Origin of the sequence: Cupriavidus sp. BIS7 (assembly GCF_000292345.1) — a bacterium.
GTDB lineage: Bacteria > Pseudomonadota > Gammaproteobacteria > Burkholderiales > Burkholderiaceae > Cupriavidus.
Map to the genome: position 1 here is coordinate 1 of NZ_ALOU01000070.1, position 23478 is coordinate 23478.

Here is a 23478-nt window from a genome sequence, read left to right on the forward strand (position 1 = left end):
AGGAAATTAGACCACCACAGTCGCGTCTTGATGCGCCTGCCCTCTCCCCCTGCCCCTCTCCCGCATGGCGGGAGAGGGGAGCCAACCAACCCTCCCTGCGTCCCTGCGCCTCAGGTCGAAACCTTCTTCATGATCCGGACGAGCTTCTCGCCGTAGGCCGGATCGGTGGCGTACCCGGCGCGTTGCAAGCCGTGGGCGGCCTCGTCGGCGTTGTTCGCGGCCACCACGCCCGCGTAGCGCGGGTTGGTGGTTAGCAGGCGTGCGTAGTCGTTGCACGCCTCCTCGTAGGAACCGTAGGCGCGGAAGCGGGCGCGCACCTTCTGCGGTTGGCCATCGACATATTCGGTGGTCAGCACCTCCGTCGTCGGCCCCTTCCAGTTCGCGCCGGCCTTGATGCCGAATACGTTGAACGTGGTGGAGCCGTCGGCATTCAGGATCTCGCGGCGGCCCCAGCCCGATTCGAGCGCGGCCTGGCCGACGATCAGCTTGGCCGGCACGCCGGAAGCGCGCGACGCGGCCATTGCCGGCCCGGCCATGCGGTTCACGAAGTTGCTGATGTGTTCGGGCGTGTCGTCCGGAAGCTGACCCAGTTGGGACTGGCCATTGCCCTGCCAGTCCACCTGGTTCTGGTACTGGCGCACGCCTGCCGTCGGATTCCATGCCGCACCGGGCAATGTCGTGCCGATCGGCAGCGCAGGGCCGTCGGCGTCGGTGGCGCCGCGCCCGTCGAGCAGGCCGGCCATCTCCGCATCATGGATGCTCGCGGCCGTCACGCCGCCCGCTGCCGCCATGTTGGCCGGCACCGGCTGGCCCGTGGCGCGCGCAAGCTGGCGAACCATGACATCGGCCAGGCCGATGCCGCGCGACGAAAGCTGCTGTGAAAGCTGCTGGTCCATCATCGACATGTAGAGCTTGGTCTGCTCGTTGTCGAAGATGCCGTCCGAAGGCGTCGCGTCGCGCATGCTCTTGAGCACCATCTGCGTGAACACGGCTTCGAACTGCTTGGCCGCCGCCTGCAGCGAACCAGACCCACCGGCGCGCGCCTGGTTCTTGAGCGCCTCGAACCCCTGGGTGTCGAGCGCAAAGCGCTGCGAGATATCGCCTTGCCCGGAGAGCGTGGACGTCGTCATCAGATGATCTCCAGCTCGGCGCGCAGCGCGCCTGCGGCACGCATGGCTTCGAGGATCGTCTGCAGGTCTGCCGGCGTGGCGCCCAGGGCGTTCAGGCCCTTCACCACTGCCGCCAGCGACGCACCCGCCTTCACGATCTGCAGCGAACCGCCGCTCTGCTTCAGGTCGATCTGCGACACCGGCGCCACCACGGTCTGGCCCTGGCTGAACGGTGCCGGCTGGCTGATGACCGGCTGCGTGTTGATGACGACCGAAAGGTTGCCGTGCGCGATGGCACAGTCTTCCACGGTGACCGCCTGGTTCATCACGATCGAGCCGGTGCGTGCATTCAGGATGACCTTGGCCGCTGCCTTGGCCGGCGTCACGTCGAGGTTCTCGATGCGAGCCATGAAACCCACACGTGCGGACGGCGCCTGCGGCGTGCGTACCTGCACCACGCGGCCATCCATCGCCGCGGCGGTGCCCGGGCCCATATGGCGGTTGATCGCCTCCACCACGCGCTCGACGGTGCCGAAGTCGGTGTCCTTCAGTTCGAGGTTCGTGAAACCGCCTTCGGGCTGGAAGGACGGCACGGCACGCTCGACGATGGCGCCATTGGCAATACGGCCCACGGCGAGCTGGTTGATCTGCACCTTGCTGCCGTTGGCCGACGCACCCGCGCCGCCCACCAGCATGTTGCCCTGCGCGACCGCGTAGACCTGACCGTCGATACCCTTGAGCGGCGTCATCAGCAGCGTGCCGCCGCGCAGGCTCTTGGCATTACCCATCGACGAAACCACCACGTCGAGCTGGCTGCCCGGCTGTGCGAAGGCGGGCAGCGCGGCGGTAACCATCACGGCGGCCACGTTCTTGAGCTGCATGTTCTTGCCGGCGGGCAGCGTGATGCCCAGCTGCGACAGCATGTTCTGCAAGCTCTGCGTCGTGAACGGCGTCTGCATCGTCTGGTCGCCGGTGTTGTCCAGGCCCACGACCAGGCCGTAACCGACCAGCGGGTTGTCACGGACGCCCTGGAACGTCGCCAGGTTCTTCAGGCGTTCCGCATGCGCGCTACCAAACGCCAGGCTCAGGCTCACAAAGAGCCCGAACAGCAGGCAGGCAAAAGAAGCCGCGCGACCTGAGCGGGAAGTAAGGCCGGGCGGGGTGCCCAAATGCGAGCCTGGCTTGTGGAAAGGCATCGAAGGCAAAAACATGGCGGAATCAGAACGGTAAGACATTGAGGAAGAAGCGCTGCAGCCAGCCCATGTTCTGTGCTTCGTCGATATACCCCTTGGCGGTGTATTCGATACGCGCATCCGCCACCTGGGTAGACAGCACGCCGTTGTCGCCAGTAATCGTGCGCGGATTGACCACGCCCGAGAAGCGGATGAATTCCGCGCCCTGGTTGATGGCCATCTGCTTCTCGCCGGACACCACGAGGTTGCCGTTTGGCAGCACCTCAAGCACCGTCACGGTGATGGTGCCGTTGAACGTATTGGCCGCCGACGAACCGCCACCGGCTTTCAGCGTGTTGGTTCCGCCGATATCCGCATTCGAGGCGGAGCTGAACAGCCCGCTCAGCGCACGCGGCACCGCATTGAACGTCAGCGTGCTGTTGCCGGTGCGGTTGGCGTTGGAGGCCGAATTCTTGCTCGCGTTGACGTTTTCCGTGATCACGATGGTCAGGATGTCGCCAACGTTGCGCGGCCGCCGATCCTCGAACAGCGGATTGCCCGCTGCGTATGAGGACGCAAAGATCGAACCCGTCGGTGCGCTCATCGGGCGCGCTTCGGCGCGCGCCGTGGTGGGCAACTGCACGAGCGGCTCCTTGGGCATCATCGCGCAGCCGCCGCTCGCCAGCGCGGCCAGGCCGACGATGGCGTAGAGGACGATTGCACCGATGCGATACTGCGTGGCGGCCATCATCATTACCGTTTAGCTCATCTGGGTCAGGCGCTGCAACATCTGGTCGGACGTCTGCACCGCCTTGCTGTTGATCTCGTAGGCGCGCTGGGTCTGGATCATGCTGACCAGTTCCTCCACCACGTTCACGTTCGACGATTCGACGTAGTTGTTCTGCAGCGTGCCCGCACCGTTCAGGCCCGGCACGGTGGTGTTCGGCGCGCCCGAGGCGTCCGTCTGCACGTACAGGTTCTCGCCCATGCTTTCCAGGCCGGCCGGGTTCGGGAACGTGGCGAGCTGGAGCTGGCCGACCGTTGCGGCGTTGGTCGAGCCCGGCTGCATCACGGTCACGGTACCGTCGCGCGCGATGTTCACCGAGGTGTAGTTGGCCGGCAGCGTGATGGCCGGGTTGATCACGAAGCCGCTCGACGTCACTAGCTGGCCGTTCTGATCCACCTGGAACGAGCCGTCACGCGTGTAGGAGGTGGTGCCGTCCGGCATCGTCACCTGGAAGAAGCCGTTGCCGATGATGGCCACATCACGAGCGTTGCCGGTCTGCGTCGGGTTGCCTTGCGTGTGGATGCGTTCGGTGGCCACGGGGCGCACGCCGGTACCGATCTGCATGCCCGACGGCAGCACGGTCTGGTCCGACGACAAGGCGCCCGGCTGGCGGACCGTCTGGTACATCAGTTCCTCGAACACCGCGCGGCTGCGCTTGAAGCCCGTGGTGGACACGTTGGCCAGGTTGTTCGAGATCACGTCCATCTGCGTCTGCTGCGCATCGAGGCCGGTCTTTGCAATCCAGAGAGAGCGGATCATGGTGTTCCTAGTTTTTTTTCTGCGAGCGTTTCAGGGCCGCGCGCTTCAGTTGTTGGAAAGCAGCGCGTTGGCTCGCTGGTCGTTGCTGTCGGCGCCGGTGATCATCTTCATCTGCATCTCGAAGCGGCGCGCATTGGCGATCATGTCCACCATGGACTCGACCGGGTTGACGTTGCTGCCTTCGAGCGCGCCGGCAATCACGCGCACATTGGGGTCCTGCTGCAGCGGGGCCACGCCGGGACGCAGGCGGAAGTAGCCATCGTCACCGCGCGCGAGTCCTTCTGGCGGCGGCGTGACGACGCGCAGCTTGCCAACCTGGGCCAGGCCGTTCGCGGCTTCGCCGGGACCACGGGCCACGACGGTGCCGTCCGTGCCGATCGTGACGGTGGAACCGGGCGGCACCGCGATCGGGCCGCCATCGCCGAGCACCGGCAGGCCCAGCGATGTCTGGAGCTGGCCATCGGCCGACACCTGCATCGAACCCGCGCGGGTATAGGCCTCCGAGCCATCCGGCATCTGCACCGCCAGCCAGCCGTTGCCCTGCAGCGCCACATCGAGATTGCGGCCCGTGTAGGTCAGCGGCCCGGCCTTCATGTCGGCGCCCGGCGTCGAGGCCAGCGTGAAGGCGCGTGTCTGCGTCTCCTGCCCCACCACCGGCACTGCACGGTACAGGTTGACCTGTGCCTTGAAGGCCGGCGTGGAGGCGTTGGCCAGGTTGTTCGATACCGCGGCCTGCTGGTCGAGTATCTGCTTGGCGCCCGACAGGGCGGTGTAGATCATGCGGTCCATGGCTCTGCTTCAGTCCGTGCTGACGATCAGAGGTTGACCAGCGTCTGCATGATGGTGTCCTGCGCCTTGATGGTCTGCGCGTTGGCCTGGTAGTTGCGCTGCGCAACGATCAGGTTCACGAGCTGACCGGACAGGTCCACGTTCGAGTCTTCCACCGCGCCCGATTGCAGCGTGCCCATCGAGCCGCCGGCCGTGCCCAGCAGTTCCTGGCCCGAGGCGCCGGTGGCCGACCACACGTTGTTGCCTTCCGGCTTCAGGCCCTGGACGTTGCCGAACGTGGCCATGGCGATCTGGCCCAGCGACTTCGTCTGCTCGTTCGAGAACGAACCGAGGATCGTGCCGTCGCTCTGCACCGCGAAGCCCAGCAGCGAACCGGACGTGTAGCCGTTCTGCACGATGCTCTTCGGGTCGTTGTCGGCACCGAACTGCGTCGAGCCGGTCATGTCCAGCTTGGCCGACAGTGCGGCGGCGCCGTTGGCGGCCGGCAGGTTGATCATAGGTACGGCCGGCGTGGTCGACTGCATCATGCCGTTGCTGTCGAACGACATCGTGACCGGCATGCCAGCCAGCGTGTTCCCGCCGGCATCGGTCACGTACATGTTCCAGTCGGTGCCGCCTGCCACGGTCGGGGCAGCGCTCGACTTGGCGAAATACGCGGTGACCTGCTGCTTGTTGCCCAGCGAGTCATAGATGGTCATCGACGTGCTGTAGTTGAACATCGCCGAAGTCGGCAGCGTCGGCGGGTTCGTCGGCGGCGTGTTGCTGACAAAAGCCGTGGTCGGCGCGGTGCTGCGCGAATCGAGCTGGAACTGGGCCTTGATGTTGTTGGTGGCCTGCGGCGGCATCTGCGCGTTGCTGATGACGATCGGCTGCGGGGCCACGCCGCCGGCGGTGGTGCCAGCCGGATAGCCGGTCACCTGCAGGCCCGAGGCGTTGACCAGGCGGCCGTCGTCCATGCGCTGGAACTGGCCGTTGCGCGAGTAGTACACCGAACCGTCGGTGTTGGTCATGCGGAAGAAGCCGTTGCCGTTACTGATCGCCACATCCAGGTTATTGCCGGTCGTGGAGATATTGCCGTTGGTGAACGACTGCGCCACGGCGTTCACGCGCGTTCCCAGGCCCACCATCGAACCGGCGTACACGTCCGCGAACTGCGCGGTCGATTGCTTGAAGCCAACCGTGTTCGCGTTGGCGATGTTGTTGCCGATCACGTCCAGGTTGGACGCCGCAGCGTTCAAGCCGCTTACACCTTGACCAAAACCCATGATTTACCCCTATGTAGGCTATCGTTCGTGAAATGCCCGCGCGTATGCCGGACCGGGTGATACGTGAATATGAGGCTGTTTCAAAATGAAGCGAAGCGGTTCTGGCTAGGCGCGGGGCCGCAGACAGTACAACTAGTACGACAAGGCCCCGCAACGACGCCAGAATCTTTTTGAAACGGCCTCCAGGTTCAGGAGATGCGGCGGACGTCGTCGACGTTCGCGCTCTGGCCGTTGGTCAGGTTGACCAGCACGCCGGAGCTGTCGCCGCTGATCGATTGCACCTGGCCGTAGACCAGCGACACCGGGCTCACATCCTTGCCGTTGGCCGTGGCCGAGACCTTGAAGCTGTAGTTGCCATCCGGCACGGCGTTGCCGAGATTGTCGGTGCCGTCCCAGGCGATGTCCTTCACGCCGGCGGTCTGGCCCTGCATGTCGATGTTGCGCACCACGTTGCCGCTGGCGTCCAGCACCTGCACGGTCACGCTGTCGGCGGTCGACGGGATATCCACGCCGATCTTGCCCGCCACGCCGCCCGATACGCTCACGCCGGCGCCCGGCACCATCACGGTCTTGCCGATCAGGTTGGACGAATCCATCGCACGGCTGGCAGCCGTTTGCTGCAGCAGCTGGGTCAGCGTGGTGTTCATCGTCTGCAGGCCGCTCACGGTGCTGATCTGCGCCAGTTGCGAGGTCAGCTGCGAGTTGTCCATCGGGTTGAGCGGGTCCTGGTTGTTCATCTGCGTCACCAGCATCGTCAGGAACTGGTTCTGCAGATCGGACGCGCTGGCGGAACCGCCTTGCAGGGCCTGGTTCACCGCCGAGGTGGAGGAGGTGCCAACGGAGGAAGTGGTGGTCATGGTGTATGCCGGCTGGTTCTGTAGATTCGGAAAATCGGGCGTTACTGACCGATGGTCAGCGTCTTTAACATCATGTTCTTGGCGGTGTTGAGCACCTCCACGTTTGCCTGGTACGAACGCGATGCGGAGATCATGTTGACCATCTCTTCCACCGGGTTCACGTTGGGCATCGTCACGTAGCCGTTGGCATCGGCCAGCGGGTGCGTCGGGTTATGCACCATGCGCGGCGCCGATGTGTCTTCCATCACGCCGGCCACCTGCACGCCGCCCACATCGCTCTGGCCGGGCGTGGGCGCCATCTCGAAGATCACCTGCTTGGCGCGATACGGCTGGCCGTTCGGCGCCACCGCGCTGTCCGCGTTGGCCAGGTTCGAGGCCGTCACGTTCATGCGCTGGGACTGCGCGGCCATGGCGGAGCCGGCCACGTCGAAAATGTTCATCGTTCCCACGGCAATCCTCCGTCAGCTCTGGATCGCGGCCAGCATCGTCTTGATCTTGGCGCTCATCACCGTGAGGCCGGCTTCGTAGTGGACCGTGTTGTCGGCAAAGGCCACACGCTCGGTATCCATTTCCACGGTGTTGCCGTCGATGCTCGACTGCAGCGGAATGCGGTACTCCAGGTCAGAGACGCTGGACGTGGGCGCCTGCCCCTGCAGGTGGCGTGCGGACGTGGTGGACAGCATCGTGCCTGCGCTGCGCTGGCCGCGTTCCACGGACTTGGCCAGCGTGCTGGCGAAGTCGATGTCGCGGGCCTTGTAGCCCGGGGTATCGGCATGCGCGATGTTCGAGGCAATCACCGATTGCCGTTCGGTCCGCAGGCTCAGGGCTTCCTGCTGGAAGCGGAACGCTGCATCGAGTCTGTCCATGTTCTCTGCCTTTCCTGCTATGGGCTTCAATGGGCCTCAACGGGCTTCAATTCGGGGAGAGCGCTGCCGTAGACCCGGGTATACGTACCCCGAGCCCCCGGCCAGGCTTCTTCAGGGTTGCCATCTTAGGGGCCGGGTTGTCACGCCAATCGTCTGAATAAGGACGAGAAACCCGCGCATTTCCGCTTCGGTCCCGCGCGCGAGGCTGCCTACAATTGGCTCCACTGAATGACAGTGGCGCACCGCACACGGGCCGTGCGCCCTCCCCTTACATCCTTGCTGGGATGACGCTATGACTTTCTATCGCCAGGCCGTCGCGCTTGTGGCGCTGGCCGGCTTCGCCATGAGCCAGCCCGCACTGGCCGCGCCCGCCGTTGCCAGGCCGGTTGCGGCACCGGGCGCGGCGCAGGCACCGCAAACCCCGTCGCAATCGCCGTTTACAGACGACCCGGCACGCGTGGCCGTGGAGCAGTTCCTGCTGCGCCAGGCCAGCGGCCTGCCCGGCAAGGTCAGCGTCCAGGTGGCGCCGCCTTCGGGCGGCCGGGCGCCGGAATGCGTGGACCCCGAGCCGTTCCTGCCGCCCGGCGCCGCGCTCTATGGCCGCGTCAACGTTGGACTGCGCTGCGGCGGCGATCGCCCGTGGACGCGCTACATGCAGGCGCGCGTGTCGGTGCTGACTGATTACTATGTGGCCGCACGCGCGCTGGGGCCGGGCGAGATCATCACGGCCGCCGATCTGGAGGTGCGCCAGGGCGACCTGGCCGCGCTGCCGCGCGCGGTGGTCACCGATCCGTCGCAGGTAGACGGCTCCGTGTCCGCCAATCGCATTGCCGCCGGATCGCCGATGCGCACGGACCTGATCAAGAAGCCAATCGCCGTGAAATCGGGCCAGACCATCAACGTGACCGTGGAGGGCGATTCGTTCCAGCTCTCCAGCGAAGGCAAGGTCCTGACCGATGCGGCAATCGGCAACATGGTGCAGGTACGGCTGCGTAACGGGCAGGTTGTCAGCGGCCTGGTGCGCAGCGGCGATACGGTGGTGCTGCAGCAGTAGATGGCACCTCGAAGTGCCTGAAACATTACAGATAACACGCAACAGAAGTTAGTGGCCACACGGGCTGGGCTCCCCGAAATTCAGGGAAGCAGCAGGCGTCACAACCGGCGAACGCCGGGCGTGCGAGAATGCCGCCGAACTGTCGGCGAATCGGGCTGCGGGACACCGGATTTCACTAAAGTTTCTGGTGCCGCATCCGATAAGCCAGAGGAACCCAGCAAGGATTTCACCGTGAAGATCAACAATTCCACTTCGTCCCGGCCCGCCGAGCCGTCGGCATCCGAAGGCGGCGCCCGTGCGGCCGCCAGCGGTGCCGCCGCGTCGTCGGATCCCTCCGCCCTGACCGGCGTGCGCGTCAGCCCGCTGGCCGCGCAGGTTCGCGAGATCGGTGCGCGCCTGCTGCAGGACAGCGACAGCGACATCGACGCCGCCAAGGTTGCAGAGGTGCGCAAGGCAATTGCGGAGGGCCGGATCCAGATTGATCCCAGCAAGATTGCCGACGGCCTGCTCGCATCGCTGCATGAGCTGAGCCAGGGCGGCAGCCAATCCTGAACCTGAAATGACGCAAGCAGCCCTGATCCAGACCCTTTCGGTTGAAACCAACGCCATTGCGGCCTTCGGCCGCGCCCTTGCGGATGAGCGCGAGGCCATCAAGCGACAGGACTACCAGGCTTTGGCCGAATTGATCGGCAAGAAGATGGAACTGGCTCAGGCGCTGACACGCGCCACCGCCGCGCGCGAGGCGCAGATGATTGCGCTGAACCTGCGCCTGGGACCGGGCGGACTGCTGATCGGCAGCCCGCTGGAACCGGGCGTGGCCGAGGCGTGGCGCAAGGTGGTGTTCTTCGCCCACAAGGCGCGCGACGCGAACGAGCTCAACGGCGCAATCGTCAACGCGCACCTGGAATTCACGCAGGAAGCCATTCAGGTACTGCGCCAGGGTGGCGCGGCACCCAACGAGATGTACGGCCGCAACGGCAAGGCACACGCCGCCACCGGCAGCGTCAGCCTGGCGGCGGGCTGATACGCGCTTGCCGAATGCGGGCGCGGCACGCGCCCGGGCAAACGTTCCGCGGAATGTAAACATTGCGGAACATGGGGCCCGCTCTATACACTCGAAGCGTTCACTTTTCGGTGATCGCCATGTTCGAGGCCCTGCGAAAGACAACCAGCGCGCTGTTCGACCCCGACCGACGATTCCGGCAGGCCCGCATCTTTCACGCCACACGTGTGGCACTGGCCCTGCTGGTTTCGATTGCGCTCACCACCGGCATCCATGTCCCGCACGGGGAATGGGCCTCCATCACCGTTCTGGTCGTTATCGGCGGCCTGCAGCATCACGGCAATATCCGCCGGCGCGCCGCGGAGCGCGGCGCTGGCACGCTGATTGGCGCGCTGATCGGACTCATCCTGATCCTCCAGGAAGCCTACTTCGGCTTTCCCGTACTGACCTGGCTGCTGCTGGCCGTGATCTGCGGCTACTGCGCCTATCACGCCGTGGGCAAGGGCGGCTACATCGCACTGCTGGCGGCCATTACCGTTGTGATCACCGCCGGGCATGGCAACCAGCATGTTGAAGACGCGCTATGGCGAACCGTTGACGTACTGATCGGCACCGTGATTGCGCTGGTGTTCTCGTTCGCGCTGCCAACCTATGCCTCGTACTCGTGGCGCTTCAGGCTGGCCAACATGCTGCGGGCCTGCGCAGCCGTGCATGCGAAGATCGCGCGGGGTGTGCGGGACGTGAAGGAACGGCAGCAGGACATGGCGAAGCTTTCCGCATCGCTGGTGCAGTTGCGCAGCCTGATCCCATCAGTCGCCAAGGAAACCGGCGTACCGGTGGCGGACCTTGAAGAGGTGCAGCACAGCGCGCGGGTCTGCATCAGTGCGCTGGAAATGCTGGCGGCCATCGACCCCGAGGCCGCCGAGCCATCGGACGAAGAACCTCATCTGCGCGATCTGCTGCTGGAAATGGCCAGTGCGCTCGAAGCCGGTGACGAGACGATGGTGCAGGAGAACCTGTCCCTGCCCGAACCGCATCCCGATGATCCATCGATCGGCCACAGTTCCTACGCCTTCCTGACCCAGCATCTGTCGGCAGAGGTGGGCCACCTGCGCGACCACCTTGTGCAGATGACCGAGCGATTCCGTTTTCCCTACGCCACCGCCGGGCGCTGAACCTGCCGGCGCCGCGAAATCGCAATGCACAGCGCCAGTGCACCGGGGCAGCCACAAATATGGCTTTAAAAGCACTTTAATTGCGCATATACCTGACTTCGCTACTGGGACTCTTCTATAAGATATAAGAATCGCTGATTTCAGCCAGCTGGCAATCTTGGCTAAATCGATGATTTTGAAAGCAAATGCCGGCATGAAGAGGGTGTGATAGCCGGATCGCGCATGAATGCCACTGCATACATTGCACAAATTTCACATGAAGGATCACACCTTCGCAATGCAAAATCAGGCAAAATTCGAGTCTTGCCTCGAACCGCAACCCGGAAGAGGCATTTCCCAACCCGAATCTGATGCGAGAAAAGCGATGAGCAACCAGCAGCCAACCATCATTTACACCCTAACCGACGAAGCTCCGCTGCTGGCAACCAGTGCCTTCCTGCCCATCATCCGCACGTTCACCGGCCCGGCCGGCGTTAACGTCGAAACCAGCGACATCTCGGTGGCTGGCCGTATCCTGGGCGAATTCCCCGAATTCCTGACCGAGGCACAACGGGTGCCGGACAACCTGGCCGAACTGGGCCGCCTGACCCAGGACCCTGATACCAACATCATCAAGCTGCCGAACATCAGCGCATCGGTGTTCCAGCTCATCAGCGCGATCAAGGAACTGCAGTCGAAGGGCTACAACATCCCCGACTTCCCGGAAGATCCGAAGAACGACGAAGAGAAGGCCATCCAGAAGCGCTATTCGAAGTGCCTGGGCAGCGCCGTGAACCCGGTACTGCGCGAAGGCAACTCGGACCGCCGCGCACCGGCCGCCGTCAAGAACTACGCGCGCAAGCACCCGCACAGCATGGGCGAGTGGAGCATGGCCTCCCGCACGCACGTGGCCCACATGAAGCACGGCGACTTCTACCACGGCGAAAAGTCGATCACGCTGGACCGCGCACGTGAAGTCCGCATGGAACTGGTGACCAAGAGCGGCAAGACCATCGTGCTGAAGCCGAAGGTTGCGCTGCTGGACGGCGAGGTCATCGACAGCATGTTCATGAGCAAGAAGGCCCTGCTGGCCTTCTACGAAAACGAGATGGAAGACGCGCGCAAGACCGGCGTCATGCTGAGCCTGCACGTGAAGGCGACGATGATGAAGGTGTCGCACCCGATCGTGTTCGGCCACGCCGTCAAGGTCTTCTACAAGGACGCATTCGCCAAGCACCAGAAGCTGTTCGACGAACTCGGCGTGAACGTCAACAACGGCCTGGTGGACCTGTACACCAAGATCGAAGCGCTGCCCGAGTCGAAGAAGGAAGAAGTCATCCGCGACATGCACGCCTGCCACGAGCATCGCCCGGAACTGGCGATGGTGGATTCGGCCAAGGGCATCTCGAACCTGCACGCGCCGAACGACGTGATCGTCGATGCGTCGATGCCGGCCATGATCCGTATCGGCGGCAAGATGTGGGGCGCCGACGGCCGCACGAAGGACACCAAGTGCCTGATCCCCGAATCGACGTTCGCCCGCATCTATCAGGAAATCATCAACTTCTGCAAGACCAACGGCGCCTTTGACCCGGTGACGATGGGCACGGTGCCGAACGTTGGCCTGATGGCCCAGAAGGCCGAAGAGTACGGTTCGCACGACAAGACGTTCGAGATCGCCGAAGACGGCGAAGCCCGCATCGTCGACAACGCCACCGGCGAAGTGCTGGCCGCGCTGACGCAGCAGGTTGAACAGGGCGACATCTGGCGCATGTGCCAGGTGAAGGACGCCCCGATCCGCGACTGGGTGAAGCTGGCCGTCACGCGCGCGCGCAACTCGGGCATGCCGGCCGTGTTCTGGCTGGACCCGTACCGTCCGCACGAAGGCGAACTGATCAAGAAGGTGGAAACGTACCTGAAGGATTACGACACCAACGGCCTGGACATCCAGATCATGTCGCAGGTTCGCGCCATGCGTTACACGCTGGAGCGCGTGATCCGCGGCCTGGACACCATCTCGGTGACCGGCAACATCCTGCGCGACTACCTGACCGACCTGTTCCCGATCATGGAACTGGGCACCAGCGCCAAGATGCTGTCGATCGTGCCGCTGATGGCCGGTGGCGGCATGTACGAAACGGGCGCCGGCGGCTCGGCACCGAAGCACGTGCAGCAGCTCGTGGAAGAAAACCACCTGCGCTGGGACTCGCTTGGTGAATTCCTGGCACTGGCCGTGTCGCTGGAAGAACTGGGCATCAAGTCCGGCAACGAGCGCGCCAAGATCCTGGCCAAGACGCTGGATGCCGCAACCGGCAAGCTGCTGGACAACGCCAAGAGCCCGTCGCCGAAGACCGGCCAGCTCGACAACCGCGGCAGCCAGTTCTACCTGTCCATGTACTGGGCCCAGGAACTGGCCGCGCAGACCGCCGACGCCGAACTGGCGAAGGTGTTCGCGCCGCTGGCCAAGACGCTGACGGAAAACGAGAAGACCATCATCGGCGAACTCGGTGACGTGCAAGGCAAGCCGGTGGACATCGGCGGCTACTACATGCCGGACGCCGAGAAGCTGTCCGCCGTGATGCGCCCGAGCAAGACGCTGAACGCAGCGCTGGCGGCAGTGAAGTAACAGTCGCCCCTGCCCCTCTGCGCCGTCATCCGCACGGGTGGCGGCCACTGGAAAGAGAAACGCCCCGGAGCAGCAGTGCTCCGGGGCGTTTTTTTGTTGGGTCAGCTGGATTTCGTGCGCTTGTGCGGCTTCACCAGCCTTTCCACTGCACCCTCCGTGACATCCTTGAAGAGCGCGACGTTGCCATAAGCCCGCGCGGCAAGCATGGCACCGTAGACCAGCGACACGAGCGTCGCTGCCTCGGTTCGAACCGATGAATCGAGCTTGATCAGGTCGCTCTTCACGCCCGATTCGAGCACCTGCTCGATCCACGAAGTCAGGTTGTCGAAGAAGGTCTTCACCACTTGCGCCACCTCCTCGGGCAGCGAAGGCAGTTCGGCGCCAAGCATGCCGGCCACGCAGAACGGAGCCGTATCGTCCGCAATGCAGCGTTCCCAATGGCCAATGTAGGCACGCAACTGTGCAACGGCATTCGCGCCGCTCGCGTCGAGTGAGGCCACATCGGCATCAAACGCGTTCCGCCACTCGTTCAACACGGCAATCACGAGATCGGTCTTTGCCGGGAAGTGGTGATGAATGCTCGCCTTTTTAATGTCGATGGCCTCGGCGATGTCGGCATAGCTAAACCCGCTATAGCCACGACGCATGATGAGTTGCCGTCCCGCAGCAATGATCCTGCTCGCCGTTTGTTCGCCGGTTGCCGTCACTTTTTACCTACCATCTAGTCGGATGAATATCGGCAAGTCTACGCGGTGCGAGGATCAATTGCCAGCCTTCGAAAAATTTCTTGCGCATCTACCATCCAACTAGTAGGATGGTTTTCATCGAGCAGGCAATGACCTTTCGATTTCTCAGTCACCTGACCCTCTGGAGCATGAAAATGAAGCGTTCCGCATACGCAACCCGCATCGCCGCCGCCGTCGCCCTTTCCGCCGCCGCCATGGGCGCGCAGGCCGCCACGGCCGCGCCAGTCAAGAACATCGTCCTGGTCCACGGCTATTTCGCCGACGGCTCGGGCTGGCGAGCGGTGTCGAAGATCCTCACGCGTGACGGCTACAAGGTCTCCGTGGTGCAGGAGCCGGAAACTTCATTCGATGACGACGTGAAGGCCACCACCCGCGTGATCGATGCGCAGGACGGCCCGAGCATTCTCGTCGGCCACAGCTACGGCGGCGCCGTGGTGACCGAAGCTGGCAACCACGACAAGGTTGCGGGACTCGTCTACGTGGCCGCGTTCCAGCCGGACACGGGAGAATCCCCGCTCGAACTGACCAAGAAGACGCCGCCCGCTACCAAGGCCATCAAGGCAACGACCGACGGCCATCTGTACATCGATCCAGCCGACTTCCATGCAGATTTCGCCGCCGACCTGCCCGCCGCCGAAACCAGCTTCATGGCCATCTCGCAGGTGACGCCCGCCGCGCAATCGTTCGGCGTTCCCATCACGCACGCCGCGTGGAGAACGAAACCGAGCTGGGCCGTCGTGGCAACCGCCGACCGCGCGATCAATCCCAACCTCGAACGCTTCATGACCCAGCGCGCAGGCAGCAAGACTGTCGAGATCAATTCAAGCCACGTGGCCTACATGTCGCACCCGGCGGAGATCGCGAAGCAGATCGAGCAAGCTGCAACGCAGTCCGGCAAGGAGTGACCAAACGTGAGTCGCCGCCTTCGGCCCGGGAATTGGTCAAGGCGGCTCATATCGCTGGCACGGGCAGGCGGAGATATCCAGGGCTAGCCGTGAGACTCCTGCATACGCCGGCCCGATCCGGGGCAATCAGCCCCCCTTGAGAATGCTGAGCTTGCCGCCCTTGGCCATCGACTTGATTTTCTCGGCCACCTTGGTATTCGGCGTTTTCTTGCATTCTTCGGTGACTTCCATTGCCACCGGGTGGGCCGTGTCGATAGTCAGTTGGTCGGTTTCCCTGACCCCCAGTTTGTCTACCCCGGTCGCCCAGTAGATGACCGCCGGCTTGTAGACATCCTCCAGCGCAACAAACTCTGCGCAAGTCATTTTCGCCGGCGCGACGGTCTTGCTTGTCGACTGGGCGTAGGCGTGGTTCGCAATTCCAAATGCAATCACTGCAACACCGCAAAGTGTTCTGCTGTACATAATCGGCTCCGATTCGGGTTATTCGTGACAAGGTCGCCGCAGGGCTACCGCCTTGCATTCCATGCAGGCTATGGCTGCATCTGCAAATACTAGTCACTGCACCGGCATCATTCAGGGTCTTTCAAGTCGCCAGCCGTTGGCCTGGCCAGCCCGCCTCATTGAATAGCCGTGGCGCCTGGGACAGGATGTGCCTTCCCGGCGTGGTTCGAATGGTGACGGAACGATTCACGACCTATCCTATTGTCCGGCAGACACCTGAACCTGCTGAACCAGCCGCTGCAGCACCATTCCGGCGCATAGATCAAGGAGGTTCGCCATGAAGATCGATACGAACGCATTCCGGGTGCATGCAGGTCACAGCGTGCACCTCGCGCACAAGCCCACGCTTGTGGAGCCTGTCTATAAATCGAAGGAGCAGTATCACAAGATACTCGCGGAACACGTCGAGCAACTAAGCGAACAGCAGAACCGCCTGTACGCCGACAACCGATTTGCCGTGCTTTTCATCTTTCAGGCGATGGACGCTGCCGGCAAGGATGGCGCGATCAAGCATGTGATGTCTGGCGTCAACCCTCAGGGGTGCCAGGTCTACAGCTTCAAGCATCCGAGCGCGGCGGAGCTTCAGCATGATTTCCTGTGGCGCACCACACGCGACCTGCCGGAGCGGGGGAAAATCGGAATATTCAATCGCTCCTATTACGAGGAGGTGCTGATCCTGCGCGTGCATCCGGAACTGCTGGCGGCAGAGGGTCTATCCGGCGCGGCAGGTTCCGGGGACGCGCTCTGGGATGGCCGATACCGATCAATCGTGGAAATCGAGAACCATCTCAGTCGCAATGACACGCGCATCGTCAAATTCTTTCTTCATCTTTCGAAGGAAGAGCAGCGCAAGCGATTTCTCGATCGCATCGACGATCCGGCAAAGAACTGGAAGCTCAGTGCTGCGGACATCGGAGAACGGGGTTTCTGGCCCCAGTACATGGACGCTTATGAGAAATGCCTTGGTGCCACCAGCACCGAGCTTGCGCCGTGGTACGTCGTGCCCGCCGATGACAAGGACAACGCCCGCCTGATCGTCTCGCAGATCGTCCTCGACACGCTTGAAGCCCTGAAGCTTCGCTACCCGGAATCAGACGCCGGGAAGCGCAATGAGCTGCAGGCCCTACGCGCACGACTTGAAAGTGAGGCTGGATCCGCTTGAGGCATGCCCGCAAGGTAGTGGCATGCATGGTCGTGTGCTGGAACCCCGCTTCGAATGATTGCAGGGGCGATCAGGGATCGGTCACAGTGACTGTCTGGAGCAGGATTCGAGGTCAGATGGCGTGCTAGCATGAGCGCCTTCACCCGCCGCCCCACCCCGCACCCATGACCACGCTCTACGCAACGCTTGGCGTACAGTCAGATGCCACCCTTGACGAGATCAAGCTCGCTTATCGCCGCGCGGCCATGAAGTGGCATCCCGATCGCAATCCCGGCCGTGAAGCCGAGGCCCACTCGGCCTTCCAGCAGATTCGCGATGCCTATTCGATCCTGTCCGATGCGGAGCAGCGTCAGGTCTATGACGAGGTCTTCGAAAGCGAAATGCGCCGCTGGGAAGCCGAGCATGCGGCCGAGCAAGCTCAGGAACGCCAGGCGCAGGAAGAGGCCCGGCGTGTAGCGCAGGAGCACTACGAGAAGATGGTTGCCATCGCCATGCGCTTTGCCGACGACGGGCATGGCCGTGACGTGCTGTTCGGCGTCCTGCTGGGCCGGGACTGCGAGACGGACCTGGCTGGACGAATTGCCGACAGCGTCTGGGCGCTTCATGAGTCGCGCAAGGCGGCCCAACACGCCGAGGCCGCCCCGCCGCCCGATGCCGGCACACCGCATACCGAAAAGCCCGCCAGCGCGTTCGACACGTTCTGGCATGGGCTTTTCGGTTTTCGCTAGCCACCTGCCCCGGCGCCAATCAATCAGGCGTAATTCAGCGCGTCAGTGACACATCAGTGAACCTGCATGCCACGCAGGGCGTGGATGCGCTCATGGTGCTTCTGCATGCCCTCGTACTGGCGCAGAACCACCGAGCGGATTTCCTCCGGCATCTCTTTCGTCAGCGCCGAGCGGTATTCGCGCCGGGCGGCCTCTTCCTCTCGTTCGCACAACTGCAGCACCGCGTCGTCGTTGTGTGGCGCGATGATGTGCATCACTTCCATCCAGCCGCGATGCAGCGTGCCGGTCATGGTGCCACGGTCACGCGGCACGGCACCCAGCGAGCCGACCAGCGCCTGCAATTCGGTCACCGAGTTGCGGCAGGTCTCGGCTGTGCGGGACAGGATGCTGCGCATCTCTGCGTCGTCCACTTCACGGGCGCCGGCCATGCAACTGAGTTCACCGTCCTTGCCGACTCCGATCAGGTGGTTAAGGGTGAAGACGAGTTCTCCTTGAGCGTTGGCCATGAATTTCTCCTTGCTCGCATCCAGGCGATATGTGAACCCGCGGGGACATCCACGCGGGGACGAGTGGCGTCACCCACTCTCATAGGCTCAGTATAGAAACAGGAAACCGCTCCGCCCGTGGCGACGGGTGCCCGGCCAATGCGAAGTATGCGAGGCTGGCCGTACTGCCCCCGGACGCTTCGACGGCCCGGGGCAATCGCAACACGCACAGCGTCAGGCTGGCTCCTGCACCAGCGGATCGGCCTCGCACTCATCTTCTTCCAGCGCGTCCACTTCGCGGCCCGGCAGGAACAGGTTCAGTACAACGGCCACGAGCGCGCCAACGGTAATACCCGAGCCAAACACTTCCTTCACGAATGCAGGCAGCTTGCCGAGCAGTTCAGGACGAACGGTCACGGCAAGGCCGCAACCGATCGACACCGCAATGATCAGGCTGTTGCGCTTGGTCGGCGCGGACTTGCCCAGCATGTGAATGCCCGCCGATACGATCATCGCGAACATCATCAGGCCCGCACCGCCAAGCACCGGCTGCGGGATGGTCACGATCAGTGCGCCAAGCACCGGGAACAGACCGGCAAGCACCAGCATTCCGCCGGTCAATGCCACCACGTGACGGCTGGCGACACCGGTCAGCGTTACCACGCCAACATTCTGTGCAAACGTCGAGACGGGCGGGCTAGACAGCATCGCCGCGAACGCCGAACCGACACCATCGCAAAGAATGCCGCGCGCCAGCGTTTTGCCTGGCATCGAAGTCTGCGTGGCCGCGCCCAGGGCCATGAACGTACCCGTGGTCTCGACGATGGTCACAAGGAACGCCAGCGACATCGCGGCAATACCCGATACCGGGAAGCTCATCCCGAAATGCGCGGGCTGCGGCAAAGCAAACACCGGGGCACTGCGGAGCTGGGTGAAATCGACCATCCCCAGCGCCAGGCACACGAGATAGCCGATCATGATGCCGAGCACCACTGCCGAAGCCGAGACGATACCCTTGCCCCACTGCACGAAGCCGATGACCAGCAGCAGCACGAGACCGGCAATCGCCAGCGAGCCTGGTGCCGCGTAGTTGGCACTGCCAACGCCGCCCGCCGCCCAGTCAATCGCCACGGGGGTCAGCGAAAGGCCGATCATCGTCACGACCACGCCCGTCACCGTATGCGGAAAGAGCTTGCGGATCGTCGGCATGAAGAAGCTGCCCACGATCATCACCAGCGAACCTGCCAGCGATGCGCCGAGAATGCCGGGCACACCGTGCTCCAGACCCACGCTGATGCCAGCGCCAACGAACGTGAAGCTCGTTCCCATGACGCAGGGCAGGCGAATGCCGACTGGCCCCACACCCTTGCATTGAATGATCGTGACGATGCCTGAGCCCAGCAACGCAGCGTTGACGAGCGCAATGATCTGATCGGGGGGAAGTCTCAGCGCACCGCCCAGAACAAGAGGTACGGCGATGATGCCGCCGAGCGCGGCAAGCAGATGCTGTGCGGCAAGCAGTACGGTAGTCAGGATCGGGGGACGATCCTCTACCTGGTAGAGCAGTTTCTCCATGCTCCGGTCTCCTCTCTCATTTTTGATTTCGGTCGACGCCGAATATGAGTCTCGGTTTGTATCACCGATGAAGAGAACGCTACATTTGGCAGGCGTGATAGGCCCTATCAGCTTGCAGGCGCGCGACGAACTCGCGCATCGGCATGGCCTTGCCGAACAGCCAGCCCTGCGCATACTGAACGCCCCTGGCTGCCAGATACTCCGCCTGAGCCTGCGTCTCCACGCCTTCAGCAATCACCGCCAGGCCCACATCCCTCGCCATGTCGATGATGTGGGACACAACGTGCCCTCTCACCGACTGCGTGCCGATGGCCGACACGAACGACTTGTCGATCTTGATGCAGTCCACGTCAAGCGAGCCAAGGTACGACAGCGACGAATAGCCAGTGCCAAAGTCATCGATGGCCACGCGCATGCCGAGTTCGCGCAGCCGGTCGATATTGTGCACAACGCGGTCCGCCTGCAGCAGCACACCTTCCGTCGCCTCCACCAGGATCCCGTCGACACCGCAAGCTTCCCTGGCCGCATGCACACGCTGGGCAATCGCCGCATCTGCAAGGTCCTCCGCGGAAAGGTTGATCGAGAGATAAAGCGCAGCGGCAACCTCCGGGGGCAGCGCTTGCGCATCCGCAACCAGCAGGTCGAGCATCCTCCCGGTCAGCTTCCTGATCCGCCGATGACGCTCCGCCAGCGGAATGAACCTGTCGGGCGGAATCCACTCGCCGTCGCGCTGCCAGCGCATCAGGGCCTCGGCGCCCACCCACTTCCCGCTGCGCAGTTCGACAATCGGCATATACGCGAGCGATAGCTCATGGGCACGCAACGCCCGGTCAAGCTGCCACAGCAGGCCATTGCGCTGCCGGATGCGCAGCATGGCCAGCATCACCAGCGTGGCACCGAGCAGCGTTCCGAACGGCACCAGCCAAATCGCAGCCTTGCGCCACGCCGCGTTGAATGCGCTGACTGAAGACACCACAACGGCAGCGTAGTCGTGCGTCGCGGAGAACTTGACTGCCCCCATTGCGCCGTCGTGGCGCCACGTCACGTCACCGTGCTCCCTGATCAACGGCGGCATGCCGGCGAGATCGATGCCGTCACGCTGCATGATGACCTGCCGGGTCGATACGGCGACCAGCGCGATGGCTGCGTCGCGGCTTGCTTCACTGATGTCGAGAATCAACTCCGGCATGACCAGGCTCGAGTAGCCGATGTCGCCCTCCGTGATGACGAAGAACTTCCGGGATTCGCTGAAAGGCAGCTTGACGGCCTTGTGGATCCACGCGCCACGGCTGCTCTGATAGTCCGCGGGGCCAAGTTCGTAGCCGTCGCCAAGATTGCCGTAAGACGAGCAGCGCAGCTTGCCGCCCTCGACATAACCAACGTCCTGCAGATAGCTTGCGCCGATCGCCAGACTCCGCATCAGGCCGATGTTCCCGGCGGAGCATGGATCTCTGTCCGCGCGGCGCAACAGCGCCCGCCTGGCGCCAGCAATCTGGTCACTGAGCGTGTGAGCGCGATGCAGAAGCTGGGAAGCGAGGATGCCCGTGCGCAGTCGCTGTTCTGCCAGCGCGACGCGGTAGCTCATCCAGATGGAAACGCCGACCGGAAGCATGAAAGCCAGTGCCAGCGTTGCACAGATCACAATCCTTGCGGTCAGTCCCCTCATCCGCTCCCCGATTTATTTTTTTGGCGCAAACCGATCAATCTATGCGCTGCGGCGCTCAGGAGTTTAGCCAGCGGGGACAAAAACTTGACGACTCGGGACAGAAACGCGCGTGCATTTGTGAAATGACTTCAATGTACTCAATAAAGCGTGCGATGCGTCCGTTAGCGCTTCCGAATGCGTGCATGGAAGGTTCTTGCTTGAATCTCCACCTGCGGCACGACAACACAGAACAACAATTTCTGACGACATCGGAGGAGAACAACTCATGCGCCTGCTTCGCGGCTTCACAATTCAACGCAAGCTGATCCTGAGCACGGGCACCTGTCTGCTGCTTGTGGTGGCGATGACTTCGATGCTGATCCTCTGGCAGATCAGCAAGCGCCTGCAGGAACGCGTGGTCGATCTTGAGTTGCCCGCCATCGTCGGCGAGATTCGCAACGACATGCAGTACCAGATTGCCAAGCCGCTGGCGGCGGCACAGGCCATGGCGGACAACACGATGCTGCGGGACTGGGAAGCCCGTGGACTCGATGACGACTTCCTGCCGGCGTGGCGCCGCTACGCGGCGGAAATCAAGTCGCGCAATCAGGCAGACATCATCGCCTGGGTCTCCGCGTCTCGCGGGAAATACCTCACCGAGCAAGGCGTGGACCGCACGGTGCGGCCCGATGCGCCGTCCGACAAATGGTTCTACGACTTTCTGTCGCGCGGCAAACCCTACGAACTGTCCCTGGACAAGGATCGCGATTCAAACCGCTACATGCTGTTCATCAATACCCGTGCCGATGCCGGGAATGGCAAGCTTGCCGTTGCAAGCCTCGGGCTATCTGTCGACAGTCTGGCCGCCAGGATCAATGGCTACCATCTCGGCACGACCGGAAGCGTCTTCCTGGTGCGTGCCGATGGCAGGGTGCTGATGCATCGCGATACGAAGCTGGCGGAAAGCGGCGCGCCGCTGGAAAAGCTGCCCGGCTTCTCCGCCGACTCGGCGCGGACGCTGCTGGCACGCCAGCCGTTTGCGCATGCCGAACTCGATGCCCCGGACGGCATGCACATCGTCGCGTCTTCGTACGTGCCGGAACTCGAGATGTACGTGATCGCGCAGGTGCCGAAATCGGAGGTGCTTGAGAAGGTGCGTGAGTCGTCGATCCTGGCAGCCGTCACAGCGGGCCTGTCCGGCAGCCTGCTTGGACTGATTTCGCTCTACTTCGTCATTCGTGCGCTGGTTGCGCCGATCGGCCGCGTTGCCGCAGCACTGGGTGCCATCGCTTCGGGCAATGGCGACCTGACCCAGCGCCTGCCTGTGAACTCCGGGGACGAAGTCGGCAAGCTCGCCGACGCATTCAATCGCTTCGTCGCGTCGCTCAATCGCACGATCAGCGAGGTCAGGCACGGCGCTATCGCGATCGCGGAAGCCACGCGCGAGATCGCCCAGGGCAATCAGGATCTTTCGAGCCGCACGGAAAACCAGGCTGCCGGCATCGAGGAGACCGCCTCCGCCACCGAGCAACTGACATCCACCGTGGCCACGAATGCGGAAACGGCACGTCGTGCAAGCACGCTGGCATCCACCGTGTCCACCGACGTGCGCCGTAGTGGCGAGATGATGACCAACGCCGTATCGACGATGGAAACCATCACAACCAGCGCGGACAAGATGTCGCACATCATCGATGCGATCGAGGGCATCGCGTTCCAGACGAATATCCTCGCGCTCAACGCCGCCGTGGAGGCCGCGCGCGCGGGCGAGCACGGTCGCGGCTTTGCCGTGGTGGCCGGCGAGGTGCGCGGCCTGGCACAGCGGTCGGCAAATGCGGCCAAGGACATCAAGGTGCTGATCGCCAGCACCGAAGACGCCGTCCGCAGCGGCCAATCGCTCGTGAACGCGGCCGGTGACGCCATCCAGAAGATCGTGCCGGCGATACAGCAGGTCAGCACACTGGTGGAAGAAATCGCCGAAGCAAGCAGCGAGCAGAGCCGCGGCCTGGGCGAAATCAACCTTGCGATCACCGAGATGGACAGCACCACCCAGCAGAATGCGTCGCTGGTCGAGCAGGCGGCAGCCGCGGCTGCATCGCTCGATGATCAGGCGGCGCGGCTCAATCGCACGGTCAGTCTGTTCAAGCTGGACGAGCAATTGCTGATGGCGTAGTCACCCTGCGGCGCCACGTGCGGCTATCGCACACACTCTTGGCCGGCACCGCGAATTGCCGGCTCATGCCCGGTACGCGGCATTTCCTCGTCATCGATAATGATGGCGCCGATCTCA

General features: G+C 63.3%; 23 protein-coding genes. 9 read left to right on the forward strand and 14 right to left on the reverse strand.

Annotated elements, in window-relative coordinates:
• Positions 1 to 110 precede the first annotated feature (110 nt).
• The 9 genes from flgJ to flgB all read right to left on the reverse strand — a co-directional run bounded on the left by flgJ (position 111) and on the right by flgB (position 7604).
• On the reverse strand, positions 111 to 1130 hold the full coding sequence (flgJ, locus tag B552_RS0122265; RefSeq protein WP_019451271.1) for a flagellar assembly peptidoglycan hydrolase FlgJ: 1020 nt from the start codon (positions 1128 to 1130) through the stop codon (positions 111 to 113).
• On the reverse strand, positions 1130 to 2320 hold the full coding sequence (locus tag B552_RS0122270; protein ID WP_019451272.1) for a flagellar basal body P-ring protein FlgI: 1191 nt from the start codon (positions 2318 to 2320) through the stop codon (positions 1130 to 1132). Before B552_RS0122270 ends, flgJ begins: the two co-directional genes overlap by 1 nt.
• Positions 2321 to 2327: 7 nt before the next feature.
• Entirely contained in the window at positions 2328 to 3035 is a 708-nt protein-coding gene (gene flgH, locus B552_RS0122275; RefSeq protein WP_019451273.1) for a flagellar basal body L-ring protein FlgH, read from the reverse strand.
• Between the two features lie 6 nt (positions 3036 to 3041).
• Positions 3042 to 3827: a flagellar basal-body rod protein FlgG gene (flgG, locus tag B552_RS0122280; protein WP_019451274.1), complete on the reverse strand. Its 786-nt coding sequence runs from the start codon at positions 3825 to 3827 to the stop codon at positions 3042 to 3044.
• 45 nt (positions 3828 to 3872) lie between these two features.
• Positions 3873 to 4616: a flagellar basal-body rod protein FlgF gene (gene flgF, locus B552_RS0122285; RefSeq protein ID WP_019451275.1), complete on the reverse strand. Its 744-nt coding sequence runs from the start codon at positions 4614 to 4616 to the stop codon at positions 3873 to 3875.
• A 26-nt stretch (positions 4617 to 4642) separates the two neighbouring features.
• Positions 4643 to 5881, reverse strand: coding sequence for a flagellar hook protein FlgE (gene flgE / locus B552_RS0122290; protein WP_019451276.1), 1239 nt, complete (start codon positions 5879 to 5881; stop codon positions 4643 to 4645).
• 188 nt (positions 5882 to 6069) lie between these two features.
• The gene (locus B552_RS0122295; protein WP_019451277.1) at positions 6070 to 6738 is read right to left on the reverse strand and encodes a flagellar hook assembly protein FlgD; all 669 of its coding nucleotides are present in this window, start codon (positions 6736 to 6738) and stop codon (positions 6070 to 6072) included.
• A 41-nt stretch (positions 6739 to 6779) separates the two neighbouring features.
• A complete protein-coding gene (gene flgC / locus B552_RS0122300) occupies positions 6780 to 7187 on the reverse strand; it encodes a flagellar basal body rod protein FlgC (protein WP_085958795.1) in 408 nt (135 codons plus the stop codon).
• Between the two features lie 12 nt (positions 7188 to 7199).
• Positions 7200 to 7604: a flagellar basal body rod protein FlgB gene (gene flgB / locus B552_RS0122305; protein ID WP_019451279.1), complete on the reverse strand. Its 405-nt coding sequence runs from the start codon at positions 7602 to 7604 to the stop codon at positions 7200 to 7202.
• 292 nt (positions 7605 to 7896) lie between these two features.
• On the opposite strand from flgB, the gene flgA reads away from it, so the two are divergent.
• From flgA to B552_RS0122330, 5 genes are all read left to right on the forward strand, one after another.
• Positions 7897 to 8658, forward strand: a complete 762-nt coding sequence (gene flgA, locus B552_RS0122310; RefSeq protein ID WP_019451280.1) for a flagellar basal body P-ring formation chaperone FlgA — start codon at positions 7897 to 7899, stop codon at positions 8656 to 8658.
• Between the two features lie 231 nt (positions 8659 to 8889).
• Positions 8890 to 9210, forward strand: coding sequence for a flagellar biosynthesis anti-sigma factor FlgM (gene flgM / locus B552_RS0122315; RefSeq protein ID WP_019451281.1), 321 nt, complete (start codon positions 8890 to 8892; stop codon positions 9208 to 9210).
• A 7-nt stretch (positions 9211 to 9217) separates the two neighbouring features.
• A complete protein-coding gene (locus B552_RS0122320) occupies positions 9218 to 9682 on the forward strand; it encodes a flagellar protein FlgN (RefSeq protein WP_019451282.1) in 465 nt (154 codons plus the stop codon).
• 119 nt (positions 9683 to 9801) lie between these two features.
• Positions 9802 to 10836: an FUSC family protein gene (locus tag B552_RS0122325; RefSeq protein WP_019451283.1), complete on the forward strand. Its 1035-nt coding sequence runs from the start codon at positions 9802 to 9804 to the stop codon at positions 10834 to 10836.
• A 364-nt stretch (positions 10837 to 11200) separates the two neighbouring features.
• A complete protein-coding gene (locus B552_RS0122330; protein WP_019451284.1) occupies positions 11201 to 13441 on the forward strand; it encodes an NADP-dependent isocitrate dehydrogenase in 2241 nt (746 codons plus the stop codon).
• Positions 13442 to 13542: 101 nt separating this feature from the next.
• On the opposite strand, the gene B552_RS0122335 is transcribed toward B552_RS0122330, so the two are convergent.
• Positions 13543 to 14148 (reverse strand): TetR/AcrR family transcriptional regulator, encoded by a 606-nt coding sequence (locus B552_RS0122335; RefSeq protein WP_026035939.1) that lies wholly within the window; start codon positions 14146 to 14148, stop codon positions 13543 to 13545.
• Between the two features lie 173 nt (positions 14149 to 14321).
• Here B552_RS0122335 and B552_RS0122340 point away from each other — a divergent pair, with 173 nt between their 5' ends.
• Positions 14322 to 15092, forward strand: coding sequence for an alpha/beta hydrolase (locus B552_RS0122340; RefSeq protein ID WP_019451286.1), 771 nt, complete (start codon positions 14322 to 14324; stop codon positions 15090 to 15092).
• A gap of 126 nt (positions 15093 to 15218) precedes the next feature.
• Here the strand turns inward: B552_RS0122340 and B552_RS0122345 are convergent, their stop codons facing one another.
• Entirely contained in the window at positions 15219 to 15554 is a 336-nt protein-coding gene (locus B552_RS0122345; protein ID WP_019451287.1) for an HdeA/HdeB family chaperone, read from the reverse strand.
• Between the two features lie 316 nt (positions 15555 to 15870).
• On the opposite strand from B552_RS0122345, the gene B552_RS0122350 reads away from it, so the two are divergent.
• Both B552_RS0122350 and B552_RS0122355 read left to right on the forward strand, forming a co-directional pair.
• Positions 15871 to 16755 carry an ADP-polyphosphate phosphotransferase gene (locus B552_RS0122350; protein ID WP_019451288.1) on the forward strand — a complete coding sequence of 295 codons (885 nt, stop codon included), beginning with the start codon at positions 15871 to 15873 and terminating at the stop codon, positions 16753 to 16755.
• 164 nt (positions 16756 to 16919) lie between these two features.
• On the forward strand, positions 16920 to 17483 hold the full coding sequence (locus B552_RS0122355; protein ID WP_019451289.1) for a J domain-containing protein: 564 nt from the start codon (positions 16920 to 16922) through the stop codon (positions 17481 to 17483).
• A gap of 53 nt (positions 17484 to 17536) precedes the next feature.
• Here the strand turns inward: B552_RS0122355 and B552_RS0122360 are convergent, their stop codons facing one another.
• The 3 genes from B552_RS0122360 to B552_RS0122370 all read right to left on the reverse strand — a co-directional run bounded on the left by B552_RS0122360 (position 17537) and on the right by B552_RS0122370 (position 21209).
• A complete protein-coding gene (locus B552_RS0122360) occupies positions 17537 to 17989 on the reverse strand; it encodes a PA2169 family four-helix-bundle protein (RefSeq protein ID WP_019451290.1) in 453 nt (150 codons plus the stop codon).
• 213 nt (positions 17990 to 18202) lie between these two features.
• The gene (locus B552_RS0122365; protein ID WP_019451291.1) at positions 18203 to 19543 is read right to left on the reverse strand and encodes a nucleobase:cation symporter-2 family protein; all 1341 of its coding nucleotides are present in this window, start codon (positions 19541 to 19543) and stop codon (positions 18203 to 18205) included.
• Positions 19544 to 19622: 79 nt separating this feature from the next.
• Positions 19623 to 21209: an EAL domain-containing protein gene (locus B552_RS0122370; protein ID WP_019451292.1), complete on the reverse strand. Its 1587-nt coding sequence runs from the start codon at positions 21207 to 21209 to the stop codon at positions 19623 to 19625.
• A gap of 265 nt (positions 21210 to 21474) precedes the next feature.
• Here B552_RS0122370 and B552_RS0122375 point away from each other — a divergent pair, with 265 nt between their 5' ends.
• On the forward strand, positions 21475 to 23361 hold the full coding sequence (locus B552_RS0122375) for a methyl-accepting chemotaxis protein (RefSeq protein WP_019451293.1): 1887 nt from the start codon (positions 21475 to 21477) through the stop codon (positions 23359 to 23361).
• The last annotated feature ends 117 nt before the right edge of the window (positions 23362 to 23478 follow it).

Coding starts and splice junctions, on each gene's coding strand:
- flgJ (WP_019451271.1), bottom strand. CDS start 1,130: ATGACGACGTCCACGCTCTCCGGGCAAGGCGATATCTCGCAGCGCTTT.
- B552_RS0122270 (WP_019451272.1), bottom strand. CDS start 2,320: ATGTTTTTGCCTTCGATGCCTTTCCACAAGCCAGGCTCGCATTTGGGC.
- flgH (WP_019451273.1), bottom strand. CDS start 3,035: ATGATGATGGCCGCCACGCAGTATCGCATCGGTGCAATCGTCCTCTAC.
- flgG (WP_019451274.1), bottom strand. CDS start 3,827: ATGATCCGCTCTCTCTGGATTGCAAAGACCGGCCTCGATGCGCAGCAG.
- flgF (WP_019451275.1), bottom strand. CDS start 4,616: ATGGACCGCATGATCTACACCGCCCTGTCGGGCGCCAAGCAGATACTC.
- flgE (WP_019451276.1), bottom strand. CDS start 5,881: ATGGGTTTTGGTCAAGGTGTAAGCGGCTTGAACGCTGCGGCGTCCAAC.
- B552_RS0122295 (WP_019451277.1), bottom strand. CDS start 6,738: ATGACCACCACTTCCTCCGTTGGCACCTCCTCCACCTCGGCGGTGAAC.
- flgB (WP_019451279.1), bottom strand. CDS start 7,604: ATGGACAGACTCGATGCAGCGTTCCGCTTCCAGCAGGAAGCCCTGAGC.
- flgA (WP_019451280.1), top strand. CDS start 7,897: ATGACTTTCTATCGCCAGGCCGTCGCGCTTGTGGCGCTGGCCGGCTTC.
- B552_RS0122320 (WP_019451282.1), top strand. CDS start 9,218: ATGACGCAAGCAGCCCTGATCCAGACCCTTTCGGTTGAAACCAACGCC.
- B552_RS0122325 (WP_019451283.1), top strand. CDS start 9,802: ATGTTCGAGGCCCTGCGAAAGACAACCAGCGCGCTGTTCGACCCCGAC.
- B552_RS0122330 (WP_019451284.1), top strand. CDS start 11,201: ATGAGCAACCAGCAGCCAACCATCATTTACACCCTAACCGACGAAGCT.
- B552_RS0122340 (WP_019451286.1), top strand. CDS start 14,322: ATGAAGCGTTCCGCATACGCAACCCGCATCGCCGCCGCCGTCGCCCTT.
- B552_RS0122345 (WP_019451287.1), bottom strand. CDS start 15,554: ATGTACAGCAGAACACTTTGCGGTGTTGCAGTGATTGCATTTGGAATT.
- B552_RS0122350 (WP_019451288.1), top strand. CDS start 15,871: ATGAAGATCGATACGAACGCATTCCGGGTGCATGCAGGTCACAGCGTG.
- B552_RS0122355 (WP_019451289.1), top strand. CDS start 16,920: ATGACCACGCTCTACGCAACGCTTGGCGTACAGTCAGATGCCACCCTT.
- B552_RS0122360 (WP_019451290.1), bottom strand. CDS start 17,989: ATGGCCAACGCTCAAGGAGAACTCGTCTTCACCCTTAACCACCTGATC.
- B552_RS0122365 (WP_019451291.1), bottom strand. CDS start 19,543: ATGGAGAAACTGCTCTACCAGGTAGAGGATCGTCCCCCGATCCTGACT.
- B552_RS0122370 (WP_019451292.1), bottom strand. CDS start 21,209: ATGAGGGGACTGACCGCAAGGATTGTGATCTGTGCAACGCTGGCACTG.
- B552_RS0122375 (WP_019451293.1), top strand. CDS start 21,475: ATGCGCCTGCTTCGCGGCTTCACAATTCAACGCAAGCTGATCCTGAGC.